General features: G+C 72.3%; 17 protein-coding genes and 1 tRNA gene. 12 read left to right on the top strand and 6 right to left on the bottom strand.

Annotated elements, in window-relative coordinates; translation table 11 throughout:
* Positions 1-5 precede the first annotated feature (5 nt).
* Together H6X67_RS02965 and H6X67_RS02960 are read right to left on the bottom strand one after the other, a co-directional pair.
* Positions 6-944, bottom strand: a complete 939-nt coding sequence (locus H6X67_RS02965; protein WP_249369504.1) for a carbohydrate ABC transporter permease — start codon at positions 942-944, stop codon at positions 6-8.
* A gap of 61 nt (positions 945-1,005) precedes the next feature.
* Positions 1,006-2,364, bottom strand: a complete 1,359-nt coding sequence (locus H6X67_RS02960) for an ABC transporter substrate-binding protein (protein WP_249369506.1) — start codon at positions 2,362-2,364, stop codon at positions 1,006-1,008.
* Between the two features lie 259 nt (positions 2,365-2,623).
* Between H6X67_RS02960 and H6X67_RS02955 the strand changes: the two genes are divergently transcribed.
* From H6X67_RS02955 to H6X67_RS02940, 4 genes are all read left to right on the top strand, one after another.
* Positions 2,624-3,694, top strand: coding sequence for an arabinan endo-1,5-alpha-L-arabinosidase (locus tag H6X67_RS02955; RefSeq protein ID WP_249369508.1), 1,071 nt, complete (start codon positions 2,624-2,626; stop codon positions 3,692-3,694).
* A gap of 54 nt (positions 3,695-3,748) precedes the next feature.
* The gene (locus H6X67_RS02950) at positions 3,749-5,017 is read left to right on the top strand and encodes a UDP-N-acetylmuramate dehydrogenase (protein ID WP_249376392.1); all 1,269 of its coding nucleotides are present in this window, start codon (positions 3,749-3,751) and stop codon (positions 5,015-5,017) included.
* Between the two features lie 333 nt (positions 5,018-5,350).
* A complete protein-coding gene (gene uhpT / locus H6X67_RS02945; RefSeq protein ID WP_249368969.1) occupies positions 5,351-6,781 on the top strand; it encodes a hexose-6-phosphate:phosphate antiporter UhpT in 1,431 nt (476 codons plus the stop codon).
* Complete coding sequence (locus H6X67_RS02940) at positions 6,778-7,584, top strand: inositol monophosphatase family protein (RefSeq protein ID WP_249368968.1); 807 nt, start codon at positions 6,778-6,780, stop codon at positions 7,582-7,584. The genes uhpT and H6X67_RS02940 overlap by 4 nt, the downstream gene beginning before the upstream one ends.
* An 85-nt stretch (positions 7,585-7,669) precedes the next feature.
* Here H6X67_RS02940 and H6X67_RS02935 read toward each other — a convergent pair whose 3' ends face one another.
* A complete protein-coding gene (locus tag H6X67_RS02935; protein ID WP_249368967.1) occupies positions 7,670-8,683 on the bottom strand; it encodes a LacI family DNA-binding transcriptional regulator in 1,014 nt (337 codons plus the stop codon).
* On the bottom strand, positions 8,680-9,726 hold the full coding sequence (locus tag H6X67_RS02930) for an adenosine deaminase (RefSeq protein ID WP_249368966.1): 1,047 nt from the start codon (positions 9,724-9,726) through the stop codon (positions 8,680-8,682). The genes H6X67_RS02935 and H6X67_RS02930 overlap by 4 nt, the downstream gene beginning before the upstream one ends.
* Positions 9,727-9,847: 121 nt before the next feature.
* On the opposite strand from H6X67_RS02930, the gene H6X67_RS02925 reads away from it, so the two are divergent.
* Together H6X67_RS02925 and H6X67_RS02920 are read left to right on the top strand one after the other, a co-directional pair.
* Positions 9,848-11,089 carry a phosphotransferase gene (locus H6X67_RS02925; protein WP_249368965.1) on the top strand — a complete coding sequence of 414 codons (1,242 nt, stop codon included), beginning with the start codon at positions 9,848-9,850 and terminating at the stop codon, positions 11,087-11,089.
* Between the two features lie 188 nt (positions 11,090-11,277).
* On the top strand, positions 11,278-12,795 hold the full coding sequence (locus H6X67_RS02920; RefSeq protein WP_249368964.1) for an alanine/glycine:cation symporter family protein: 1,518 nt from the start codon (positions 11,278-11,280) through the stop codon (positions 12,793-12,795).
* 78 nt (positions 12,796-12,873) lie between these two features.
* Here H6X67_RS02920 and H6X67_RS02915 read toward each other — a convergent pair whose 3' ends face one another.
* Both H6X67_RS02915 and H6X67_RS02910 read right to left on the bottom strand, forming a co-directional pair.
* A complete protein-coding gene (locus tag H6X67_RS02915) occupies positions 12,874-14,097 on the bottom strand; it encodes a pyridoxal phosphate-dependent aminotransferase (RefSeq protein WP_250649174.1) in 1,224 nt (407 codons plus the stop codon).
* Positions 14,098-14,260: 163 nt separating this feature from the next.
* The gene (locus H6X67_RS02910; RefSeq protein ID WP_249368962.1) at positions 14,261-15,208 is read right to left on the bottom strand and encodes a DUF4862 family protein; all 948 of its coding nucleotides are present in this window, start codon (positions 15,206-15,208) and stop codon (positions 14,261-14,263) included.
* Positions 15,209-15,402: 194 nt separating this feature from the next.
* Between H6X67_RS02910 and H6X67_RS02905 the strand changes: the two genes are divergently transcribed.
* The 6 genes from H6X67_RS02905 to H6X67_RS11765 all read left to right on the top strand — a co-directional run bounded on the left by H6X67_RS02905 (position 15,403) and on the right by H6X67_RS11765 (position 20,638).
* Positions 15,403-15,475, top strand: a tRNA-Trp gene (locus tag H6X67_RS02905).
* Between the two features lie 99 nt (positions 15,476-15,574).
* The gene (gene secE, locus H6X67_RS02900) at positions 15,575-15,811 is read left to right on the top strand and encodes a preprotein translocase subunit SecE (protein ID WP_249368961.1); all 237 of its coding nucleotides are present in this window, start codon (positions 15,575-15,577) and stop codon (positions 15,809-15,811) included.
* Between the two features lie 40 nt (positions 15,812-15,851).
* Positions 15,852-16,637, top strand: coding sequence for a transcription termination/antitermination protein NusG (gene nusG / locus H6X67_RS02895; protein ID WP_249368960.1), 786 nt, complete (start codon positions 15,852-15,854; stop codon positions 16,635-16,637).
* A 215-nt stretch (positions 16,638-16,852) separates the two neighbouring features.
* On the top strand, positions 16,853-17,281 hold the full coding sequence (gene rplK, locus H6X67_RS02890; RefSeq protein WP_249368959.1) for a 50S ribosomal protein L11: 429 nt from the start codon (positions 16,853-16,855) through the stop codon (positions 17,279-17,281).
* A 76-nt stretch (positions 17,282-17,357) separates the two neighbouring features.
* Entirely contained in the window at positions 17,358-18,047 is a 690-nt protein-coding gene (rplA, locus tag H6X67_RS02885) for a 50S ribosomal protein L1 (RefSeq protein ID WP_249368958.1), read from the top strand.
* A 179-nt stretch (positions 18,048-18,226) separates the two neighbouring features.
* A complete protein-coding gene (locus tag H6X67_RS11765) occupies positions 18,227-20,638 on the top strand; it encodes a serine/threonine-protein kinase (protein ID WP_283251297.1) in 2,412 nt (803 codons plus the stop codon).
* The last annotated feature ends 19 nt before the right edge of the window (positions 20,639-20,657 follow it).

The following is a 20,657-nucleotide window of genomic DNA, read 5'->3' as shown; positions in this document are numbered from 1 at the left end:
TGGTCTCACTCGATGCTGAAGGCGTTGCGCGCGTTCATGCGCATCTGGATCGCCGTGATGATGAGGACCAGCAGGCCCAGGACCAGGGCCATCGAGGTGGCGTAACCCATCTGAAGGTTCTTGAAGGCCTTCTGCCAGATGTACCAGACGATGGTCGCGGCGGAGTACTCGGGTCCTCCGGTGGGGGTCATGATGTTGATCTCCGTGAACATCTGCGAGCCGTTGATGATGTTGGTGACGATGAGGAAGAAGGTCACGGGTCGCACCATCGGCAGCGTGATGGAGAAGAAGGAGCGCACGGAGCCGGCCCCGTCGAGCTCGGCGGCCTCGTACAGGGAGCGGGGCACGGACTGGATGGCCGCCAGGTACAGCAGCATCGAGTAGCCCAGGCCCTTCCACACGGACATGATGATGATGGCGGGCTTGACGGTCGCGGTGTTCTGCAGCCAGTTCGGGCCCTGGATGCCGACCATGTCGAGCACCTGGTTCACCAGGCCGTAGTCCCCGTTGTAGGCCCACTGCCACAGGATGGCGATGGCGGCCAGCGAGGAGATGACGGGGATGTAGTAGACGGTGCGGAAGAAGGTCCGCCCGCGCATCCTCCGGCTCAGCGCCATGGCGAGCAGCAGCGACAGGACGATGCCGACCGGGATGCCGAGCATGTAGAAGAAGGTGTTGAACAGGGTCTTGCGGAAGTAGGGGTCCGAGGCGATGGCGGCGAAGTTGTCCAGCCCCACGAAGCGGGGAGCGGACAGGCCGTTCCAGGACGTGAAGGAGGCGTAGGCCGAGTAGCCGAGCGGGAAGAGGGTGAAGAGCAGGAAGCCGATGACCGGTGCGGCCACGAAGACGGCGGCCCAGCGGTGCTCGGTGCGGTGGAGGGTGGAGGCGCGGCGCTGCGGGACGGCGGGTGCGGGTCCCGTGGCCTGGGGCTGTGCGGTGGACAAGAGGTGCTCCCGTCTCGCGCGTGGGGGCGGCCGCGTCTGGCGGCGCCCCCACGGCGGGTGGTCAGGCGCCGGCCTGCGCCTGCTTGGCGGCCTCGACGGCGGCGTCGAGCTTGGCCTGCATGGCGGGCTGGACCTCGGCGCAGTAGTCCGCGGCGGTCTTCTTGCCGTCGAGCACGGGCTGGATGTTGGTGAAGAACTCGTCGTACCACTCCGGGCTCCAGGTGCGGGCCCCGGGCAGGGCTCGCCCGTCGGTCTCGACGATCTGGAGGAACTCCTCCTTGTTGGCCGGGGCCGTGGTGGTGTCGGAGGCGTACTCGTTCTTGGCGTAGTCGATGAGGTTGGGGATCTGGATGCCGGCCTCGACGAGCTGCTTCTGGCAGTCGGGGTCGGCGCAGAGGTAGGAGACGAGCTTGGCGGCGAGCTCGGGGTGCTTGGTGCCGGCGGACACGGCGATGCCCAGGGAGCCGATGTAGGTCGAGGGCTTGCCGGTCCTGCCCGCGGGGAAGGGGATGAGGTCCCACTCGAAGTCGAGCTCCTGGTAGGTGGACACGTCCCAGGGGCCGACGGGGAAGAAGCCGATCTGGCCGCGCATCCAGCGCTGGTAGGTGTCCATCGTCTGGGCCTGGGCGATGGAGGGGGTGATGGCGTGGACGTTCTGCATGTCGGCGAAGAACTGCAGGGCCTCGGCGAACTCGGGGGTGTCGACGGTGACCGTCGTGTGCTCCTCGTTGCACCAGTCGCCGCCGTTGGACCACACGAAGGCCTGCAGGCACCAGTTGACGTTGAGGCCGGTGCCCCACTGGTCGAGCTCGCCGTCGCCGTCGGTGTCCTGCGTCAGGCGCTGGCACACGTCGACGAACTCGTCCCAGGTGTAGGGCGTGTCCTTGTCGGGCAGCTCGATGCCGGCGGCCTCGAACATGGTCTTGTTGTAGCCGAAGGCGAAGGGGCCGACGTCCTTGGGCAGGCCGTAGACCCGTCCCTGGCCGACCTGGGTGCCGTCGTAGCGGTAGGAGTCGACGCCGTAGGCCCAGATGTTGTCGAGGTCGACGTCGCCGAGCATGTCGGTGATGTCCAGGACGACGCCGTTGGAGGCGAAGGACATGACCGAGCCCTGCTCGAGGTAGAAGACATCGGGGACCTGGTTGCCGGTGATGGCGGCCTGCAGCTTGGTGGAGTACTGGTCGGCGTCGGTGGTGATGACCTTGACGGTGCAGCCGTTGGCCTTGGCGAAGTTGTCGATGGCGACCTGGTAGGCGGCCTTCTCGTCCGTGCCGCCGCGGAACATGTAGGTCAGCTCCGGGGTGCCGTCGCCGGAGGAGCCGCCGCCGCAGGCGGTGAGGGCGGAGGCTCCTGCCAGGACGCCGCCGGCCAGTGCGAGGGCGTTGAAGGAGCGACGGCTGAGCATCTGGTTCTTCATCATCGAAGGACTCCGTTCGGGGTGGGTCAACATCGACCCAGTCGATTTACAACGATGAAGATATTGGCATCTGCACCTCACGCTGTCAACAGGCCCGCAGTGACCGAGGAAGGACGATCTCATTTGATTCTGCGAGGTTCTTGACGCCGAACGTCAAGATGTGCAGGCTGTTCGCCACTGTCCTGACGGCGAATATAACGATGTATTTCGTCGGGGCGTTCACCGGTGACCGCCCCGACCTGGCACGACACGAGGAGCAACGGTGCGACGACGCAACCTCCTACGGATCACAGCAGCCCTGGCGGCCACAGCCGCCCTCACACCCCTGGCCTCCTGCCACCGGCCGGGGCAGGACACCGGGGCCGGCGCCACCGGACCGGCCGCCCACGTCCCCGGGCTCGCCGGCGACCTCATCGCCCACGACCCCGCCCTCCTCCTGGACGAGGACGGCAACCCCCTGGCCGTCTTCTCCACCGGGGACCCCGCCATCGCCGGCGGCGCCGTCCTCGTGCGCGTGAGCGAGGACGGCGGCACCACCTGGGGCCGGCGCCAGGGAGCCTGGTCCTTCTCCGACGAGCCCGGCTGGACCCACGAGACCGTGCCCGGGCTCACCAGCTACTGGGCACCCGACGTCGTCCGGGTCGGCGACGAGGTCCGCCTGTACTACTCCGCCTCCACCTTCGGCTCCTCCCGCTCCGCCATCGGCCTCATGGTCAACACCGCCTTCGACCCCGCGGACCCCAGCAGCGGCTGGCAGGACCGCGGACCCGTCCTGACCTCCGGCGACGGCGAGGACTACAACGCCATCGACCCCTCCGTGATCACCGACGCCGAGGGGCGCACCTGGATGGCCTTCGGCTCCTTCTGGGGCGGGGTCTTCGCCGTCGAGCTCGGCGAGGACGGGCTCAGGCTCGACCCGCAGGCCCCGCCCGTCCTGCTCGCCGACCGCGGCACCGACCGCAACGACGTCGAGGGCGCGGCCCTGGCCCGGCACGACGGCGCCTACTACCTCTTCCTGTCCTTCGGCACCTGCTGCCAGGGCACGGGATCCACCTACGAGATCGCCGTCGGCCGCTCGCAGTCCGTCACCGGCCCCTACGCCGACCGCGACGGCGTCCCCCTCACCCAGGGCGGCGGCACCATCCTGCTGAGCACCGCGGGCAGCGCCGTCGGGCCCGGAGGCGAGTCCGTGGCCGGGGACTGGCTCGTCCACCACTACTACGACGCCGACGCCGGGGGCCTGCCCACCCTCAGCCTGCGCCGCATGGCCTGGGAGGAGGGCTGGCCGGTCCTCACCAGTGATGAGGAGCAGCGGGACGCCACGGGCGACTGACCGCCCGGGCGCCGCCTATCCTGGCCCCGCAGCCCAGAACCGAGCGGAGCAGACATGAGCCACCACGACATCCCCTCACCGAGGACCCCCGCGGACACCCCCCGGGGCGAGGGCGAGGCCTGCCTGCTGCCCCTGTCGGCCGAGCCCGGGCGCTGGCCCGAGGCCGTCAGCGCCCTCGCCCACCCCCTCGGGGCCCCCGCCCCGACGACGATGGCCGAGCTCACCACCCTGCGCGTCGGCGGCCCCATCGGCTCCTACGCCGAGGCCACCACCGAGGACGAGATCATCGAGGCCGTGCGCGAGGCCGACGACGCCGGCACGGCGCTGCTCGTCGTCGGCGGGGGCTCCAACATCCTCGCCTCCGACGCCGGCTTCGACGGCCTCGTCCTGCGCGACGCCCGCCAGGAGGTCACCCTCGTCTCCGATTCCTCCTGCGGGGGCGTCGAGGTCACCGCCACCGCGGGCACCACCTGGGACGACCTCGTGCGCCAGGCCATCGCCTCCGACTGGGGAGGCTTCGCCCCCCTGTCCGGCATCCCCGGCACCGTCGGCGCCGTCCCCGTGCAGAACGTCGGCGCCTACGGCACCGAGGTTGCCGAGCTGCTGGGCTCCGTGCGCGCCTGGGACCGCCTGCGCCGGCGGCGCGTCCACCTGCCGCTGAGCGACCTGCACCTGACCTACCGCGACTCCGCCCTCAAGCGCTCGGCCACCGACGCCGCCGTCGGCGGAGGACGCACCTGGGGTCCCACCGGACGCTGGGTGGTCCTGTCCGTCACCTTCCACGTGCGCCAGGCCTCCCTGTCCGCCCCCATCGCCTACGCCCAGCTCGCCGGCGCCCTGGGCGTAGGCGATGGGGACCGGGTGGACGCCCGGGCGGTGCGCGAGGCCGTCCTCGCGCTGCGCGCCTCCAAGGGCATGGTCCTCGACGCCGCCGACCACGACACCTGGTCCGCCGGCTCCTTCTTCACCAACCCGGTCCTCACCACCCAGCAGGCGGCCGCCCTGCCCCAGGACGCGCCCCGCTACCCGGTGACGGACCACTCCCGCAAGGTCGCCACCCGCCAGGCGCCCGTCGTCGAGGGCCTGGTCAAGACCTCCGCCGCCTGGCTCATCGACCACGCCGGCTTCCCCAAGGGCTACGCGCCGGCAGGAGCAGGTGACGCGGCGCCGGCCTCGCTGTCGACCAAGCACGTCCTGGCCCTGACCAACAGGGGCCCGGCCACGGCCGCCGACCTCGCGGCCCTGCGCGACGAGGTCGTCGCCGGGGTCGAGGCGGCCTTCGGCGTCACGCTCGTGCCCGAGCCGGTCCACGTCGGCTGGTGACCAGCTGGGGGCTGGTGACCAGGTCGGCCCGGTGGCCGGGCGCGTCGTGCGCTGCTGTTTTCCCCTGGGGGCAGGTGCGCGTGCGCACGGGTGCGACAGCGGCGCCGGCGCGTCTGAGTGTCCCGTCCGGGGTGCTCGCGTGGGCCGTGACCTGGGCGGAGGGGGCGTCCTGGTGCGCTCGCGGAAGACCTCCCTCAGGGGCCCTGCGACAGTTGTGTGCAATCGTTTGCGTTCTATGCAAACGATTGTGTAACGTGTGCCCTGCCATCGTCGTCGGGGTCTGAGCCGAGCTCGGGCACCGGCACGTCGTTCTGAACCACAACGAGGTGGATCATGACCAACAACAGGGCGCTGTTCGGGATCGGCGCCAAACCACTGGGACGGATACCGCTCGAGGTGCAGCGCAAGCGCTGGATCTGGGAGTTCCTCAAGACCTACTCGGTCCTCATCGTCGGCTACGGGGGCTTCTACCTCCTGCGCACCAACTTCAAGTCGGCGCAGCCCTTCCTCGTCGACCAGGTGGGGCTCACCACGACCCAGCTCGGTGCCATCGGATTCGGATTCTCCCTGACCTACGGATTCGGCGGCCTCGTCCTCGGGCTCTTCATCGACGGGCGGAACACGAAGAAGGTGGTCTCCGCCCTCCTCATCGCCTCCGGGGTCGCCTCCATCCTCATTGGCGTGGTCCTCGCGCTCTCGCACAGCCCCTACGGGTGGATGATCCTGCTGTGGTCCCTCAACGGGCTGATGCAGGCGCCCGGAGGCCCCTGCTGCAACTCCACGATGAACCGGTGGACCCCCAGACGCCTGCGCGGGCGCTTCATCGGCTGGTGGAACTCCTCCCACAACCTCGGTGCCATGATCGCCGGCGCGCTGGCCCTGTGGGGCGCCAACACGATGTTCCACGGCTCGGTCATCGGCATGTTCATCGTGCCGGCCGCCGTTGCCATCCCGATCGGTGTGTGGGGGTACTTCTTCGGCAAGGACGACCCGTGCGAGCTCAGGTGGAGCACGCCGGAGGAGATCTTCGACGAGCCCCAGTCCAAGGCCGACGTCGTCACCGAGGACGTCCCCAAGGGACGCATCCTCATGGACTACGTCGTCAAGAACCCCGCCGTGTGGTTCCTGTGCATCGCGAACGTCGCGGCCTACTGCGTGCGGATCGGCATCGACAACTGGAACGTCCTGTACACCCACGACGTGCTGGGGTTCTCCGACTACGTCGCGGTCAACTCCACGATCGCCCTCGAGCTCGGGGGCCTGGGCGGCTCGCTCCTGTGGGGCTACGCGTCGGACAAGATGGGGGGACGCCGGGCCCTGGCCGCCGCCATCGGCATCGCCCTGGTCATCGTCCCCATCTGGATGTACTCCCAGGCCACGACGCCGGCGCTCGTCTACGTCTCCCTGTTCCTCATCGGCTTCCTCATCTTCGGCCCCGTCACGCTGATCGGCATCTGCGTCATCGGTTTCGCGCCGAAGACCGCCACCGTGGTGGTCAACGCCGTGCCACGCGCCTTCGGCTACGTCTTCGGCGACTCGATGGCTAAGGTCCTGCTGGGCAGGATCGCCGACCCGACCAAGGACGGTGTGCAGGTGCTGGGGCACACGCTGCACGGGTGGGGCTCGACCTTCACGGTCCTCATCGCCTCGGCCCTCGTCGGCCTGGTCTGCCTGGTCGTCGTCGCCGTCCTGGAGGAACGTGTCATCCGTGGCGACCGCGCCTTCGCCGCCGCAGGGGAAGCAGAGGAAGAGGAACGGTCATGACCGCCAGCAGCATCAGCGCCACGGGAGCGGAGCCGGGGCTCGAGGACCTTCTCGCGCTGGCCGTCAGCGTCGTCGAGGAGGGCGCCGCCATCGCCCGGGAGGCGGGCGGGGACCTCCAGGTCTCCACCAAGAGCAACCGCAACGATCTCGTCACCGCCGTCGACCGGTGCGTGGAGGAGCACATCGCGGGCCGCCTCCTCTCAGGGACCGGGTACCCGCTGCTCGGCGAGGAGGGGCACGACGTCGATACCTGGAACGGACGCGTCTGGGTCCTCGACCCCATCGACGGGACGATGAACTACGTCGAGACGCACCGGGACTACGCGATCTCCCTGGCACTGTGCGAGGACGGCGCGCCCGTGCTCGCAGTCGTGATGGATGTCGTGGCCTGCTGCTGCTACACGGCGCTGCGCGGGGGCGGGGCGTGGTGCGACGGCGAGGAGCTCTCACCGGTTCTCGACGACCGGGGGTACCGGGACGCCGTCATCATCACCGACCTCAAGGAGATGCGTGCGCTTCCCAGGCTGGCGCGGTGCCTGGAGGAGTCCCGCGGGCACCGCCGCTACGGGTCCGCCGCGCTCGAGTGCGTCGAGGTGGCCGCCGGCCGGGCCGGTGCCTTCGTCCACATGTGGGTCTCACCATGGGACATCGCGGCGGCCTCCTTGATCTGCAGCGAGCTCGGAGTCGTGTTCACGCGCCTGGACGGCACGCCCCTCGACCTGAGGTGGAAGGGGTCGGTGCTCGCCGCGCCCGGGAGGATCCACGACGAGCTCCTGCGCCGGCTCATGATCGACGCCCAGTAGCCCGCCACGGGCCCAGCCAACCGGGTCCGGGCTGACACCCTCACGCGCGACGGCGTCAGCCCGGACCCGGCACCGGACCACCGCCTCACTGCGGGGCTGGTCCCGTCGAGGAGCGGGCGACCAGGGAGGTGTCGACCGTCAGGGTCTGCAGCGGGCCGGAGGACGTGCCTGACTCGATCCTGGCCTCGGCGAGGTCCACGGCCAGCCTGGCGACCTGCCCGGGACAGCGGTCGATGGACGTCAGGTCGAAGGCGGACGAGCTCGCGAGCCGGGAGTTGTCGACACCGGCGACGGAGATGTCGGTGCCCGGTCGCAGGCCGGCACGCAGGATGGCGATGATGGCGCCCTGGGCGCACTGGTCGTTGTAGCAGACGACCCCCGTGTGCCTGTCGGCCGCTCCGGGGCTGAGCGGACCCCCCTCACCGAGCAGGGGCGCGACGGCGGCCAGCCCCGCGTCGATGTCGGCACCACCCGCGACGACGCGGTAGGAGATCCCGGCGTGGTCCGCTGCCCGTGTGAAGGACCTGAGCCTCGCGGCCGCAGAGGCGCCGGGGACGGAGTCGACGTACACCAGCCGGCGGTGCCCCAGGCTCGCGAGGTGGGCGACGAGCTGGTCCATCCCCCGGGTGTTGTCGCTGGTGACCAGGTCGGCACCGGGGATACCGCGCTCCTGACCGATGACGACGGCTCCGTCGAGAAGCCCGGGGTCCGCGCCCGCGGCTGTGGCCGGGTCGATGACGACGAGCGCCTGGCACCGGAGCTGGCGAAGGTTGCTGACCGCGTCGACGGCGGTGCGGAACGGCCCGATGCTCTCGGTGACCACGCGCAGGTTGCGGGACTCCGCCTCCGCCAGGAGGTGGTCCCTGTAGACGACGTGCAGCTCCTGGCCCAGGACGCACAGCAGGCCGATGACACGGGGCCGGGGGGTCCTCAGCAGGCTCCCGATCGGGTCGGCCTGGTAACCGAGCCGGCGCGAGACCTCGTGGATCCGGTGACGTGTCCGCTCGCTGATCTGGGCACTGTCCGCCAGCGCGCGCGAGACGGTGGACACCGAGTACCCCGTCGCCTCGGCGATGTCCTTGAGCGTCGGGCGGCTCATGGGCCCGGCCTCTCACTCGTGGCCGGGTCCGGCCGCGCCAGCCAGGCGTCCACCTCGCCCAGCCACCGGGCCTTGGAGGAGGCTGAGGCCAGCGAGGCGCGGATCGAGGAGCGCGCCAGCTCCGCCAGGGCGTCGTCGCCCAGGCCCAGGGACCGGGCGATCTCGTACTGCGCTGTGAGGCGCGAGCGGAACAGCAGCGGGTCGTCGGCGCCCAGCGCGACCTGCGCGCCGTGCTCGAGCAGCGCGACCAGCGGCACGTCCCCGGGCTCGTGGTACACCCCCAGGCTCACGTTCGACGCCGGGCACACCTCCAGGCTGATGCCCGCGGCGACCACGGCGTCCAGCAGGGCCGGGTCCTCGCTCGTGCGCACGCCGTGCCCCAGGCGGGTCGGGCCGAGCGCGTTGACGACGTCGCGCACGTGCTCGGGCCCCAGGAGCTCGCCGCCGTGCGGCAGGGAGGCCAGGCCCGCCCGGCGCGCGATGCGGAAGGCCGGCCCCCAGGAGACCGTGTCCCCCGCCCTCTCGTCGTTGGACAGCCCGAAGCCGACGACGCTGCCCGGCTCGTCGCCCGCGTAGCGCACCGCCAGCCGGGCCAGGGTGCGGGCGTCCAGCGGGTGGCGGATGCGCGAGGCGGCGACGACGACGGCGACCTCCACCCCGGTGAGGACGGTGGCCTGCCGGGCCGCGTCGAGGATGATCTCGAGCGCCGGGGTGATGCCGCCGACGAAGGGCGCGTAGGAGGTCGGGTCCACCTGGATCTCCAGGCGCCGCGAGCCCTCGGCGGCGTCGTCCAGGGCCGCCTCGAGCACGATGCGCCGCATGACCTCCTCACTGGTGACCAGGTGACGGGCCGTGTCGTAGGCGCGCTGGAAGCGGAACCAGCCGCGGTGGTCCGCCGGCACGCGCAGGGGGTCGCCGTCGATGAAGGAGGCCGGCAGGCGCGTGCGCGAGGCCTGGGCGAGGTCGACCAGCGTGTCCAGGCGCATGGAGCCCGTGAAGTGCAGGTGCAGGTGCGCCTTCGGCAGGGAGGCGAGGTCACGCATGGGCGGATTGTCCCACGCCGGCGGGCCGCGCCGGGACCACAGCCCGGTGCCCCGGTCCCCGGCCTCCCGCCGCCCGGCCCCGGGGTGACGCCCGCACCGGGGCGTGAGGCAGACTGTGCCCATGAGCAACGCCCGCCAGGAGCCGGAGGAGGTCGCCCTCCTCACCGGCCCCCGCGCCGCCTCCGTGCTCGCCGCGGCCCTGGCCCCGGCGCACCAGCAGCTGCTCTCCTGGGAGGTCCACTCCGTCCACCACCGCCCCGGCGCGGGTGTGAGCGTCGGCTACACCGCCGTCGTCGCCTCCCCGGACGGCAGCCGCGGCACCGAGTACCTGTGCGCGACGACGGCCCGGCTGACCAACCCGCAGGCCCCCGGCGTCAACCGCGTCGCCCCCACCGGCGGCGACGGTCCGGCCGTGCACGTGTGGCGCCACCCCGCCGACCCCGAGCTGCCCGCCCTCACGGTCGCCTGCACCCCCTCCCTCCTGTCGCGCCGCCTCGGCTCACCGGTGAGGGCGACGATGGTCGCCTACCGCCCCACCCGCCGGGCCGTCGTGCGCGTGACCTACCGCGACGGCTCCACCTCCTACGCCAAGGTCCTGCGGCCGGCCGTCTCCGGCTCCTTCGCCCAGCGCCACCGCATGCTGCGGGCCGCGGGGGTGCCCGCGCCCGAGGTCCTGCGCGACGACCCCGACGGCCTCGTCCTGCTGTCCGCCGGCCAGGGCGTGGCCCTGTCGGGCCTGCTCTCACGCGGGATGGACACCGCCCAGGCCCAGAGGGTGCTGTCCTCGCTCACGGCCCTGCTCGACTCCCTGCCCCAGTCCGCCCTGGCCCTGGAGCGGCACCCGGCCTGGTCCGAGCGCGCCCGGCACTACGCCCACGCCGCCGCCACCGTCCTGCCCGAGCACGCCACCCGTGCCCGGGCGGTGGCCGAGGGCGTCGAGCAGCTCATGGCCGTCTCCGACCCCGGGCCCGTCGTGCCGGTGCACGGCGACTTCTACGAGGCCAACGTCCTCATGGAGGGCGAGGGCGTCACCTCGCTGCTCGACGTCGACTCCCTGGGCCCCGGCCACCGGGTGGACGACCTGGCCTGCCTGCTCGGGCACGTGAGCGTCCTCGACCACCTCGCCCCCGCCTCCTACCCGCACCTGCGTCCCGTCCTGGAGACCTGGACCCAGCTGGCCGAGGCCCAGGTGGACCCGGTGGCGCTGCGCGCGCGCTGCGCGGGCGTCGTGCTCTCGCTCGTGGCCGGCGCGCGACGGGACGACGGCGGCCCGTGGCGCCCGGACGCCGAGGGCCGCCTGGCGAGGGCCGAGCTGTGGCTCGCCCAGGCGCGTGAGATCCAGGCCCGACGCGGGGCCCACTGACCCCGGCCGCCGTCGGCACCCACCGGCGGCCGGAGGCGGCCGCGCACCCGCCCGGGCGGGTGCCGCCGGGACCCCGCCCTCCGCCGTCGTGCGCAGCCCCGCGTCCCTGTAGGTGAGATGGGCCGGGCCGGCGGGCGGGCCTTTGCCATCCTGTGGCCGACCCACCCCGGGACGACAAGGCCCTTCCCATGCTCTCCACCTCCCTCACGCCCGCCCTGGCCGCTACCGACCTGGCTGCCACCGCCCCCGCGACCGGCCTCACCGCGCGCGCCACCTCCCTCGCCGAGGCGCTCACCGCCTTCGACAACGTCCTGTGGGGCCCCTGGCTCCTCATCTGGATGCTGCTGGGCACCGGCGTCCTGCTCACCTGGCGCCTGCGCCTGGTCCAGGTCAGCAAGCTCCTGCCCGCCCTGCGCTTCGCCTTCCTCGACCGCGAGGACTCCGAGCGCGACACGGCCGAGGGCGACATCTCCCACTACCAGGCGCTGACGACGGCGCTCGCGGCCACGGTCGGCACCGGCAACATCGTGGGCGTGGCCACCGCCGTCCACCTCGGCGGCCCCGGCGCCCTGTTCTGGATGTGGCTCACCGCCTTCTTCGGCATGGCCTCGAAGTACGCCGAGGCCTTCCTCGCCGTGCGCTTCCGCGAGACCGACGCCTCCGGCCACCAGTCCGGCGGCCCGCAGTACTACCTCAAGAAGGCCCTGCCCGGACGGCTGGGCACCGGCCTGTCCGTCTTCTTCGCCGTCGCGACGCTGGGCGCCTGCCTGGGCATCGGCACGATGGTGCAGTCCAACTCGATCTCCGAGCAGCTGTCGAACTCCTTCCGGGCGGACCCGCCGCTGGTCGGCATCCTCCTGGCCGTCGCCGTCGGCGCCGTCCTGCTGGGAGGCATCGAGTCCATCGGCAGGGTCACCTCGGCCTTCGTGCCCCTCATGATCGTCTTCTACGTCGGCGGCTGCCTGTGGATCATCGGCGCGAACCTCAGCGCCGTGCCCGAGGCGCTGTGGCTCATCGTCTCCAGCGCCTTCACCGGCCACGGCGCCACCGGCGGCTTCCTCGGCTCCACGATGATGCTGGCGCTGCAGTACGGCGCCGCCCGCGGCATCTTCTCCAACGAGTCCGGCATGGGCTCGGCCGCCATCGCCGCAGCCTCGGCCAGGACCCACCACCCCGCCCGCCAGGGCCTGGTCTCCATGACCCAGACCTTCATCGACACGATGGTCGTCGTCTCCTGCACGGGCCTGGTCATCCTCACCACCGGCACCTGGACGGGCACGAACCCGGCGACGATGACGGCCGAGGCCTTCACCACGGGCCTGCCCGGCGACTGGGGCCACTACATCGTGTCGGTGGCCATGGTGTTCCTGGGCGCCTCGACGATCCTCGGCTGGGCCTACTACGGCGAGCGCTGCGCCGTGCGCCTGGCGGGGGTCCACGCGATCCTGCCCTTCCGGCTGGTCTTCGTCGTGCTCGTCTTCCTGGGCACGGTCACGAGCCTGGGGGTGGTGTGGACCATCGCGGACATCGCCAACGGCCTCATGGCGGTCCCGAACCTCCTGGGCCTGGTGCTCCTGTCCGGGCTCATCGCCCGCGAGACGAGGGCCTACCTCGAGCAGGACCCGGACCTGCGCCGCCCGGGCGACGAGTTCAGCTCCGTGCCGGCCGGTGAGGAGGAGGACCCGGTGGGGGCCCTGACGGACTGAGCCCGACGACGACGGCCGGCCACCCGGGTGGGTGGCCGGCCGTTCGCGGTCGGGACGGGAGCCGTCGGGACGGGAGCCTCAGACGGCCTCGGCGAGGAGCTGCTGGAGGCGGCCGACACCCTCAGCGATGTTGGCGTCGCTGGTGGCGTAGGACAGGCGCAGGTAGCCGGAGCGGCCGAAGGCCTCACCGGGCACGACGGCGACCTCGGCGTGCTCGAGGGCGAGGTTCGCCAGGGTCATGGAGGAGTCGATGACCGTGCCGCGCAGGGTCCGTCCCAGCAGTCCCTCGACGCTCGGGTAGGCGTAGAAGGCGCCCTGCGGCACGGGCACGACGAGCCCATCGATGCCGCGCAGCATGTCCACCATGAGCAGACGGCGCCGGTCGAAGGCCTCGCGCATGTCGTGGACGGCGGACAGGTCACCGCTGAGGGCTGTCAGCGCGGCGACCTGGGAGACGTTGGCGACGTTCGAGCTCAGGTGCGACTGGAGGTTGGTGGCGGCCTTGGTGACGTCGGAGGGGCTGATCATCCAGCCCACGCGCCAGCCGGTCATCGCGTAGGTCTTGGCGACGCCGTTGAGGACGATGGCCTGGTCGGCCAGCTCGGGGACCAGGGCGACGATGTGGGCGGCCTGGGCGCCGTCGTAGAGCAGGTGCTCGTAGATCTCGTCGGTGATGACCCACACGCCGTGCTCGAGGGCCCACTGGCCGATGGCGGTGAGCTCGGCGGGCGTGTAGACGGCGCCGGTCGGGTTGGAGGGCGAGCACACGAGCACGGCCTTGGTGCGCTCGGTGCGGGCGGCCTCGAGCTGGGCGACGGTGACCTTGTAGCCCTGGTCGGCGCCGGCGAAGACCTCGATGGGGGTGCCGCCGGCGAGCCGGATGCACTCGGGGTAGGTGACCCAGTAGGGGGCGGGCAGGATGACCTCGTCGCCCAGGTCGACGATGGCGGCGAAGGCCTCGTAGACGGCCTGCTTGCCGCCGTTGGTGATGACGACGTCGTCGGGGCAGACCTCGTAGCCGGAGTCGCGCAGCGTCTTGGCGGCGACGGCCTCGCGCAGGGCGGGCATGCCCTTGGCGGGGGTGTACTTGTGGTTGGCGGGGTCCTTCGCGGCCGCGACGGCGGCCTCGACGATGTAGTCCGGGGTGGCGAAGTCGGGCTCGCCGGCACCGAAGCCGATGACGGGGTGGCCGGCAGCCTTGAGGGCCTTGGCCTTGGCGTCGACGACGAGCGTGGCGGAGGGGGCGATGGCGGACAGGCGTGCGGAGACACGGGACCTGGGTGCAGTACTCACGGCGCCCATGCTCGCACGCGCCCCGGCAACGTGCCCGACACGTCCCGATCACCAGGACGGGCCCGCGTGGGACGCGGCCCCGCGGTGCGCGGCCCCGCAGCCGTCGGGTGGGGCCCTTCACAGGGAGGGCCCCACCCGACGGTCTCTTCCCGCCGCCCGGGGGCGGCGGGGGTCAGAAGTCGACGCCGGTGGCGTCGAGGATGCGGCGCAGCACGGCGGCGCGCTGCTCGAGGCCGGCCTCGGTGGGGACCTGGCACTTGGCGCCGAGGTAGCGGGCCGCGGGGGCGGTCGACTCCTCGGGGGACAGGGCCGCCAGGGCGCAGTCGCGCACGTCCTCGGCGCTCATGACCGAGCCCGGCTCGTCGGTGTCCAGCGGCAGGTGGCCGTCCATCCAGGCCTTGGCGTAGCGGGTGTCCACGGGGCCGGCGCCGGAGAAGGTCACGCCCTCCAGGACACCGGCAGCGCGGGCCAGGCGCACGTGCTCCAGGGCGAGGGCGCCGTCGTGGCCCTCGAGGGCGCTGCGCCCCCAGTTGATCGTCATGCGCACGTCGGGGCGGTGCAGGGCGGTGACGACCTCGAGCTCGGCCTCGATGGTGAGCATGCGCTTCTCGCCGCGGTCGGGGGAGACGAAGGCGTCGCAGTGCTCGACGAGCAGGGCGGCACCGCCCCAGTCCCAGTCGGCCAGCTCGACGAGGGACTCGCCGAAGGCGCGGGCGTCGTGGGCGGTGCCCGGGGCGCCGGAGGGGGCCGAGTGCAGCTCGACGCCGGCGACGACATCGCGGCCGGCGGCCTCGCGCAGCGCCTCGACGCCGTCGCGCACCTGCCGGGTGAAGGAGAGGGCGGCGGCGCGCCCCTCGGCGTCGGTGGAGGCCAGGCCGAAGGTGCCGGTGGCCCAGACCCGTCCCATGGTGCCCGGGATGGCGGTGACGACGTTGCGGTCCCAGGCGGGGGCGAGCTGGGTGGCGAGCCAGGGCAGGTCGCCGAGGTCGTCGCGGAAGGGCAGCTCGAGGCCGCGCACACCGGGCAGGGCGGCCAGGAGGCGGTAGTACTCCTCCGTCTCCTCGCGGGTGGCCGGCAGGGAGGCGTAGGCACCGAGGACGGCATAGGGGGTGGCGGGCATGGCTCTCCTCATCGAGACGGCTCTGAGACGGCTCCGGGTCGCGGAGACGGCGCGGTGTGACGGCACGCGAGGGTACGACTCAGTGCGTCAGACGTCAGATGACCCGATGGTACCTCGGAAGGTGGACGTGGTGCAGCCCACGGTGGGGAGATTTCCCGATCCGCGGTGCGTGTGGCAGGATGAGACACCGCTGAAGGGCAGTGGCGCAATTGGTAGCGCACCGGTCTCCAAAACCGGCGGTTGTGGGTTCGAGTCCCGCCTGCCCTGCTGAGAACGGCGGATCTGTCGGGAGATCCCGTCGGCTCCGTCCTCTCGCCCGCACACCGGGCGCTGACCGAGACCGACGACCCCCGAGGAATCACACGCATGAGCGAAGGTAACGCCGTCGCCAAGGGCAAGCAGGCCAAGAGGACCAGCCTCCTCGGCCGCGTCCCCCGCTTCCTGCGCGAGGTCGCCGACGAGCTCCGCAAGGTCGTCTGGCCGACGTCGAAGGAGCTGTGGACCTACTTCACCGTCGTCGTCGTCTTCATCGTCGCCATCATGGCCTTCACCGGCGTGCTCGACCTGGTCTTCGACCGGCTCGTCATGTGGCTGTTCGCCTGACCCGCACCGCACGCCCCCGCACAGAGGAAAGCAGGTAACCGTGTCCGAGGAGACCCTCCCCGAGGAGACCGTCGAGGCCGCCCAGGCCGAGGCGGCCACCGCCGTCGTCGAGGACGTCGAGGTCCAGGACGAGGCCCCCGCCGCCGTCGAGGAGCCCCAGGCCGAGCCGGCCCCCGACCCGGCCGAGGAGTTCCGCAGGCACATGTCCTCGCTGCCCGGCGAGTGGTACGTCCTGCACACCTACTCCGGCTACGAGCGCCGCGTCGCCGCCGACGTCATGGCCCGCGCGGAGAACTTCGAGGTCGAGGACTACGTCTTCGACGCCGTCGTGCCCATGGAGACGGTCATCGAGGTCAAGAACGCCGGCAAGAAGAAGGAGGTGTCCCGTGTGCGCATCCCCGGCTACGTCTTCGTCCGCATGGACCTGGACGACCCGGAGACCTCCGACCGCGTCTGGCGCACCATCAAGGACACCCCGGCCGTCACCGGCTTCGTCGGCGACCGCTACAACCCGGTCCCGCTGACCTTCGACGAGGCCGTCTCCCAGCTCGGCCCCACGCCCGAGGAGATCGCCGCCAAGCAGGCCGCCAGCGCCAACGAGAACCCGGACGAGGGCGCTCTCACCCAGGTCGTCGAGGGCGGCACCGTCTACGAGGTCGCCTTCAGCGTCGGCGAGTCCGTCATCGTCACCGACGGCCCCTTCGAGTCGCTGCCCGCGACCATCTCGGAGATCCACCCCGAGACCCAGAAGGTCCAGGTCCTCATCTCGATCTTCGGCCGCGACACCCCGGCCGAGCTCTCCTTCGCCCAGATCGCCAAGATCTGAGGCTCCCCCGACCTCGCGGCGCCCGGTGCCCGCCCCACCCGGGGCGGGCACCGGGCGCCGCGCGTCACAGGCCCCGGGCCTGTGATACCGCACACCGGACACGGTCAGGCCCCTCGCCAGGGGCTAGGATCAGTCCTCGTGCGTGCGCGCCCCTCCAGGCGCGGGCACCACTGCACGGCAGGCGTGCAGTGCTCCGGACGAGAAGGACCCCCTACATGGCTCCCAAGAAGAAGGTCTCTGGGCTCATCAAGCTCCAGATCCAGGCCGGCCAGGCCAACCCCGCCCCGCCGATCGGCCCCGCGCTCGGTCAGCACGGCGTCAACATCATGGAGTTCTGCAAGGCGTACAACGCCGCGACCGAGTCGCAGCGCGGCAACGTCATCCCGGTGGAGATCACGGTCTACGAGGACCGCTCCTTCACCTTCGTGACCAAGACCCCGCCGGCCGCCGAGCTCATCAAGAAGGCCGCGGGCGTCTCCAAGGGCTCCGCCACGCCCCACTCCGCCAAGGTCGGCACGCTGACGATGGACCAGGTCAAGGAGATCGCCTCCACCAAGATGGCCGACCTCAACGCCAACGACATCGACGCTGCCGCCGCCATCATCGCCGGCACCGCCCGCTCGATGGGCATCACGGTCGCCTGAGGCGCGACCACCCCCACCACAACCACCGTGGAAGGGCCATGCGCGGCCCGCACACCACGACTGCAAGGAGAAGCAGATGACCAAGCGCAGCAAGGCCTACCGCGCCGCCGCTGAGAAGATCCAGTCCGGGATCCTCTACACCCCGGCCGAGGCCGTCAAGCTCGCCAAGGCGACGTCCATCACGAAGTTCGACTCCACCGTGGACGTCGTCCTGCGACTGGGCGTCGACCCCCGCAAGGCCGACCAGATGGTGCGTGGCACCGTGTCCCTGCCGCACGGTACCGGTAAGACCGCCCGCGTTATCGTCTTCGCCCAGGGCGAGAGGGCCGAGCAGGCCCTCGCCGCGGGCGCCGACGAGGTCGGCGGCGACGAGCTCATCGAGAAGGTCGCCGGCGGCTGGACCGACTTCGACGCCGCCGTCGCCACCCCGGACCTCATGGGCAAGGTCGGCCGCCTGGGCCGCGTGCTCGGTCCCCGTGGCCTCATGCCCAACCCGAAGACCGGCACCGTGACGATGGACGTGGCCAAGGCCGTCACCGACATCAAGGGCGGCCGCATCGAGTTCCGCGTGGACCGTGCCGCCAACCTCAACTTCGTCATCGGCAAGTCCTCCTTCACCGAGGAGCAGCTGGTGGAGAACTTCCAGGCCGCCCTGGACGAGGTCCTGCGCCTCAAGCCCTCCACCTCGAAGGGCCGCTACGTCCTCAAGGCGACGATGACGACGACCATGGGCCCGGGCATCCCGCTCGACATCACCAAGGCCTGACGCGCACGCCGCTGAGACCGTTGACGCCGGCCGTCCCCTGCGTGGGGCGGCCGGCGTCGTCGTTGCCGACCGCGGGCCGCTGGGCGGTCCCGAAGGTGGGCTGGGTCCGTCCCCGCAGGACTCCCGACGGCGACGAGGCCGGTAGCCTTGCGGCGGCGACGTCGACCCGAAGGATCCCTATGAGTGAGTCACCCCATGCGGACGCTCGGCGGCTGGGCAGCGCCTACGTCCTGGACTCACGCATCGGCTCCGGCGCCCAGGGGGAGGTCTGGTGCGCGCACCGCGTGAGCGCTCCCGGCGAGCCCCTGGCCGTCAAGCTCCTGCGCACGGACCTCGCCGACGACGAGCAGGTCCTCGACCGCTTCCTCAAGGAGCGCGCGACCCTTATGCGGGTGAGCTCGCCCTACGTCGTCGGCGTGCAGGACATGGTGGTGGAGGGTGCCACCTTCGCTATCGTCATGACCTACGTCGGCGGCGGCGACCTGCGCGCGCTGCTGAGGACCACCGGTCCGCTCATGCCCGCGGACACCGCCCGGGTGGGCGCGCTCCTCGCCCGCGGGCTCGAGGCCGTGCACGTCGCCGGCATCGTCCACCGGGACGTCAAGCCGGCCAACGTCCTCATCGAATGGGGGCCGGGCGGCGCGGCCCCTGGTGGCCGGGAGACGGCGCCGGCGGGCGCCACCCAGGTGGTCGGTATCGACGCCCGCTTCACCCCGCGCCTGGCGGACTTCGGCGTCGCCCGCCTGACGCAGACCGTCGGCTCCTCCCACACGACGGCCGCCGTCGGCACGCCCCTGTACATGGCCCCCGAGGTCCTGGACCCGCACCCGCCGACCCCGGCGGCGGACATCTACTCCCTCGGTGTCGTCCTGTACGAGATGTCCTGCGGGGTGCCTCCCTTCACCGGCTCGCCCGGCCAGGTCCTCGCCCAGCACGCGCGCCGCGACCCCGGCCGCCCCGACGGCCTGCCGGAGCCCCTGTGGGCGCTGCTGACGGCGATGCTCGCCAAGGACCCGGCGGCTCGGCCCACCGCCGCGGCGGTCGCCCAGGCGCTGGAGGTCATGACGACGACCCTGACCGGGCTCCCGGCCGCCGCTGCCCTGCAGGCGCCGCCGCCCTCGACGCCCACGGCCCGCCCCCACGAGTGGGGCACGGGGCCCACTGCGCTTGCTGGGCCCGTCCTCCCGTCCTCCCCGTCGGCCGGGGGAGCCTCCCGCACCCGGGACGCGGGACCCGTCTACGGCCTCATGGGGGCCGCTGGGACCGGGCCCACCCTCCGTGAGGCGGCTGCCCCGACAGTCCCCGGCCGTCTCGCGGCCCCGGACAGGCCGGCCGTGCCGGCCCCCGCCTACGGCCTCACCCCGCCGCCGCCCAGACGCCGCCGGCTCCTGGTCCTGCCGGCCCTCGCCATCGTCCTCGCCCTCGCCGCGGGCACCTGGTGGTGGACCCACCGCCCGCCCACCGGCACCGGGCTCACCGCCCTGCCCGTACCCGGACGACCCTCCCAGATCCAGGCCCTCGCCGACGTCGACGACCTCCTCGTCGGCCCCGGCGGCACCGCGCTGGCCACCGAGCACGGTGCGGGCACCTGGCGCCTGCACGACCTCTCCCGCAGCGACGAGGCCCCCGTGTGGCAGGGCACGTGCTCCGCCGCCACCTTCTGGGACGCCGAGCACCTGCTGTGCGAGCGGCGCGACGGCGGCGGTGACAGCCTCATCGCCCTCGACGGCTCCCGGCTCCCCGTCCCCGGCCCCGAGAAGCGCCGCGTGCTCGGCGCCACCGAGACCACGGCCGTCGTCGTCGACGGCGGCTACCGCGGCGCCCTCGTCGGCCTGGGCGCCTCGGGCACGGAGCGCTGGCGCGCCTACGGCTCCTACGAGGGCGGGCGCGTGGAGAACGGCTTCGTCACCGCCTGGGAGGGGGACAAGGAGGAGGTCGTCGTCCTCGACGCCGCCACCGGCACCGTCCTGCTCTCACGCCCCCTGGCGGCCGAGCCGGACTGGGACGAGCCCCTGCCCGGAGGCGTCGGCACCGACGTCGGCCCCGGCACCTTCTACACGCACGAGACCGGCACCTGGACCGTCCACGAGGCCGACGGCAGCCTCGCCGGCGAGGTGAGCACCGCCCTGGAGCGCACGGGGTGGACGGCCTCCGGCGACCTCAGCGCGACGGACCTGCTCGACCTGCTGTCCTCCGCCCCCACCGAGCCGGGCGCCGTCACCGTGCGCGGTGCTGAGCGGACGGTCACTGCCGTGGCCGACACCGCCTCCTGCACCCTCGCCGTCGACGGCCGCGCCCTCGACCTGCCCGCCCAGACGGAGGGGTGCCTGCTCACCCCGCTCGGCCTCGTGGGAGGCGACGGCGCCCTGCTCGTCCAGACGGGTGCGTCGGAGGTCTTCGACGCACCGCAGGTGCGCGCCCTGAGCCTGTCCGACGGCACCGCCTCCTGGCACCTCAACGGCACCCTCGTGGCGGTCCTGCCGGCCTCCCCGCGCGCCGGCGGTGGACGCGACTTCCTCCCCGTCATGCTGACCGAGATACCCGACGGGTACCGCACCGACGCGCTCCTCCTCATCGTCGAGAAGGACTGAGAGCCGGCGCTGGGGCAGC

This window comes from Actinomyces sp. AC-20-1 (assembly GCF_023369555.1).
GTDB lineage: Bacteria > Actinomycetota > Actinomycetes > Actinomycetales > Actinomycetaceae > Actinomyces.
The sequence above is the reverse complement of the archived record's forward strand: the minus strand, read 5'-3'. Positions and strand labels throughout refer to the sequence as shown.

What these genes read in the sequence shown, in the direction of transcription:
- H6X67_RS02960 (WP_249369506.1), bottom strand. Translation starts at nt 2,364, where the DNA reads ATGATGAAGAACCAGATGCTCAGCCGTCGCTCCTTCAACGCCCTCGCA.
- H6X67_RS02950 (WP_249376392.1), top strand. Translation starts at nt 3,749, where the DNA reads ATGAGCCACCACGACATCCCCTCACCGAGGACCCCCGCGGACACCCCC.
- uhpT (WP_249368969.1), top strand. Translation starts at nt 5,351, where the DNA reads ATGACCAACAACAGGGCGCTGTTCGGGATCGGCGCCAAACCACTGGGA.
- H6X67_RS02940 (WP_249368968.1), top strand. Translation starts at nt 6,778, where the DNA reads ATGACCGCCAGCAGCATCAGCGCCACGGGAGCGGAGCCGGGGCTCGAG.
- H6X67_RS02935 (WP_249368967.1), bottom strand. Translation starts at nt 8,683, where the DNA reads ATGAGCCGCCCGACGCTCAAGGACATCGCCGAGGCGACGGGGTACTCG.
- H6X67_RS02930 (WP_249368966.1), bottom strand. Translation starts at nt 9,726, where the DNA reads ATGCGTGACCTCGCCTCCCTGCCGAAGGCGCACCTGCACCTGCACTTC.
- H6X67_RS02925 (WP_249368965.1), top strand. Translation starts at nt 9,848, where the DNA reads ATGAGCAACGCCCGCCAGGAGCCGGAGGAGGTCGCCCTCCTCACCGGC.
- H6X67_RS02920 (WP_249368964.1), top strand. Translation starts at nt 11,278, where the DNA reads ATGCTCTCCACCTCCCTCACGCCCGCCCTGGCCGCTACCGACCTGGCT.
- H6X67_RS02915 (WP_250649174.1), bottom strand. Translation starts at nt 14,097, where the DNA reads ATGGGCGCCGTGAGTACTGCACCCAGGTCCCGTGTCTCCGCACGCCTG.
- H6X67_RS02910 (WP_249368962.1), bottom strand. Translation starts at nt 15,208, where the DNA reads ATGCCCGCCACCCCCTATGCCGTCCTCGGTGCCTACGCCTCCCTGCCG.
- secE (WP_249368961.1), top strand. Translation starts at nt 15,575, where the DNA reads ATGAGCGAAGGTAACGCCGTCGCCAAGGGCAAGCAGGCCAAGAGGACC.
- rplK (WP_249368959.1), top strand. Translation starts at nt 16,853, where the DNA reads ATGGCTCCCAAGAAGAAGGTCTCTGGGCTCATCAAGCTCCAGATCCAG.
- rplA (WP_249368958.1), top strand. Translation starts at nt 17,358, where the DNA reads ATGACCAAGCGCAGCAAGGCCTACCGCGCCGCCGCTGAGAAGATCCAG.
- H6X67_RS11765 (WP_283251297.1), top strand. Translation starts at nt 18,227, where the DNA reads ATGAGTGAGTCACCCCATGCGGACGCTCGGCGGCTGGGCAGCGCCTAC.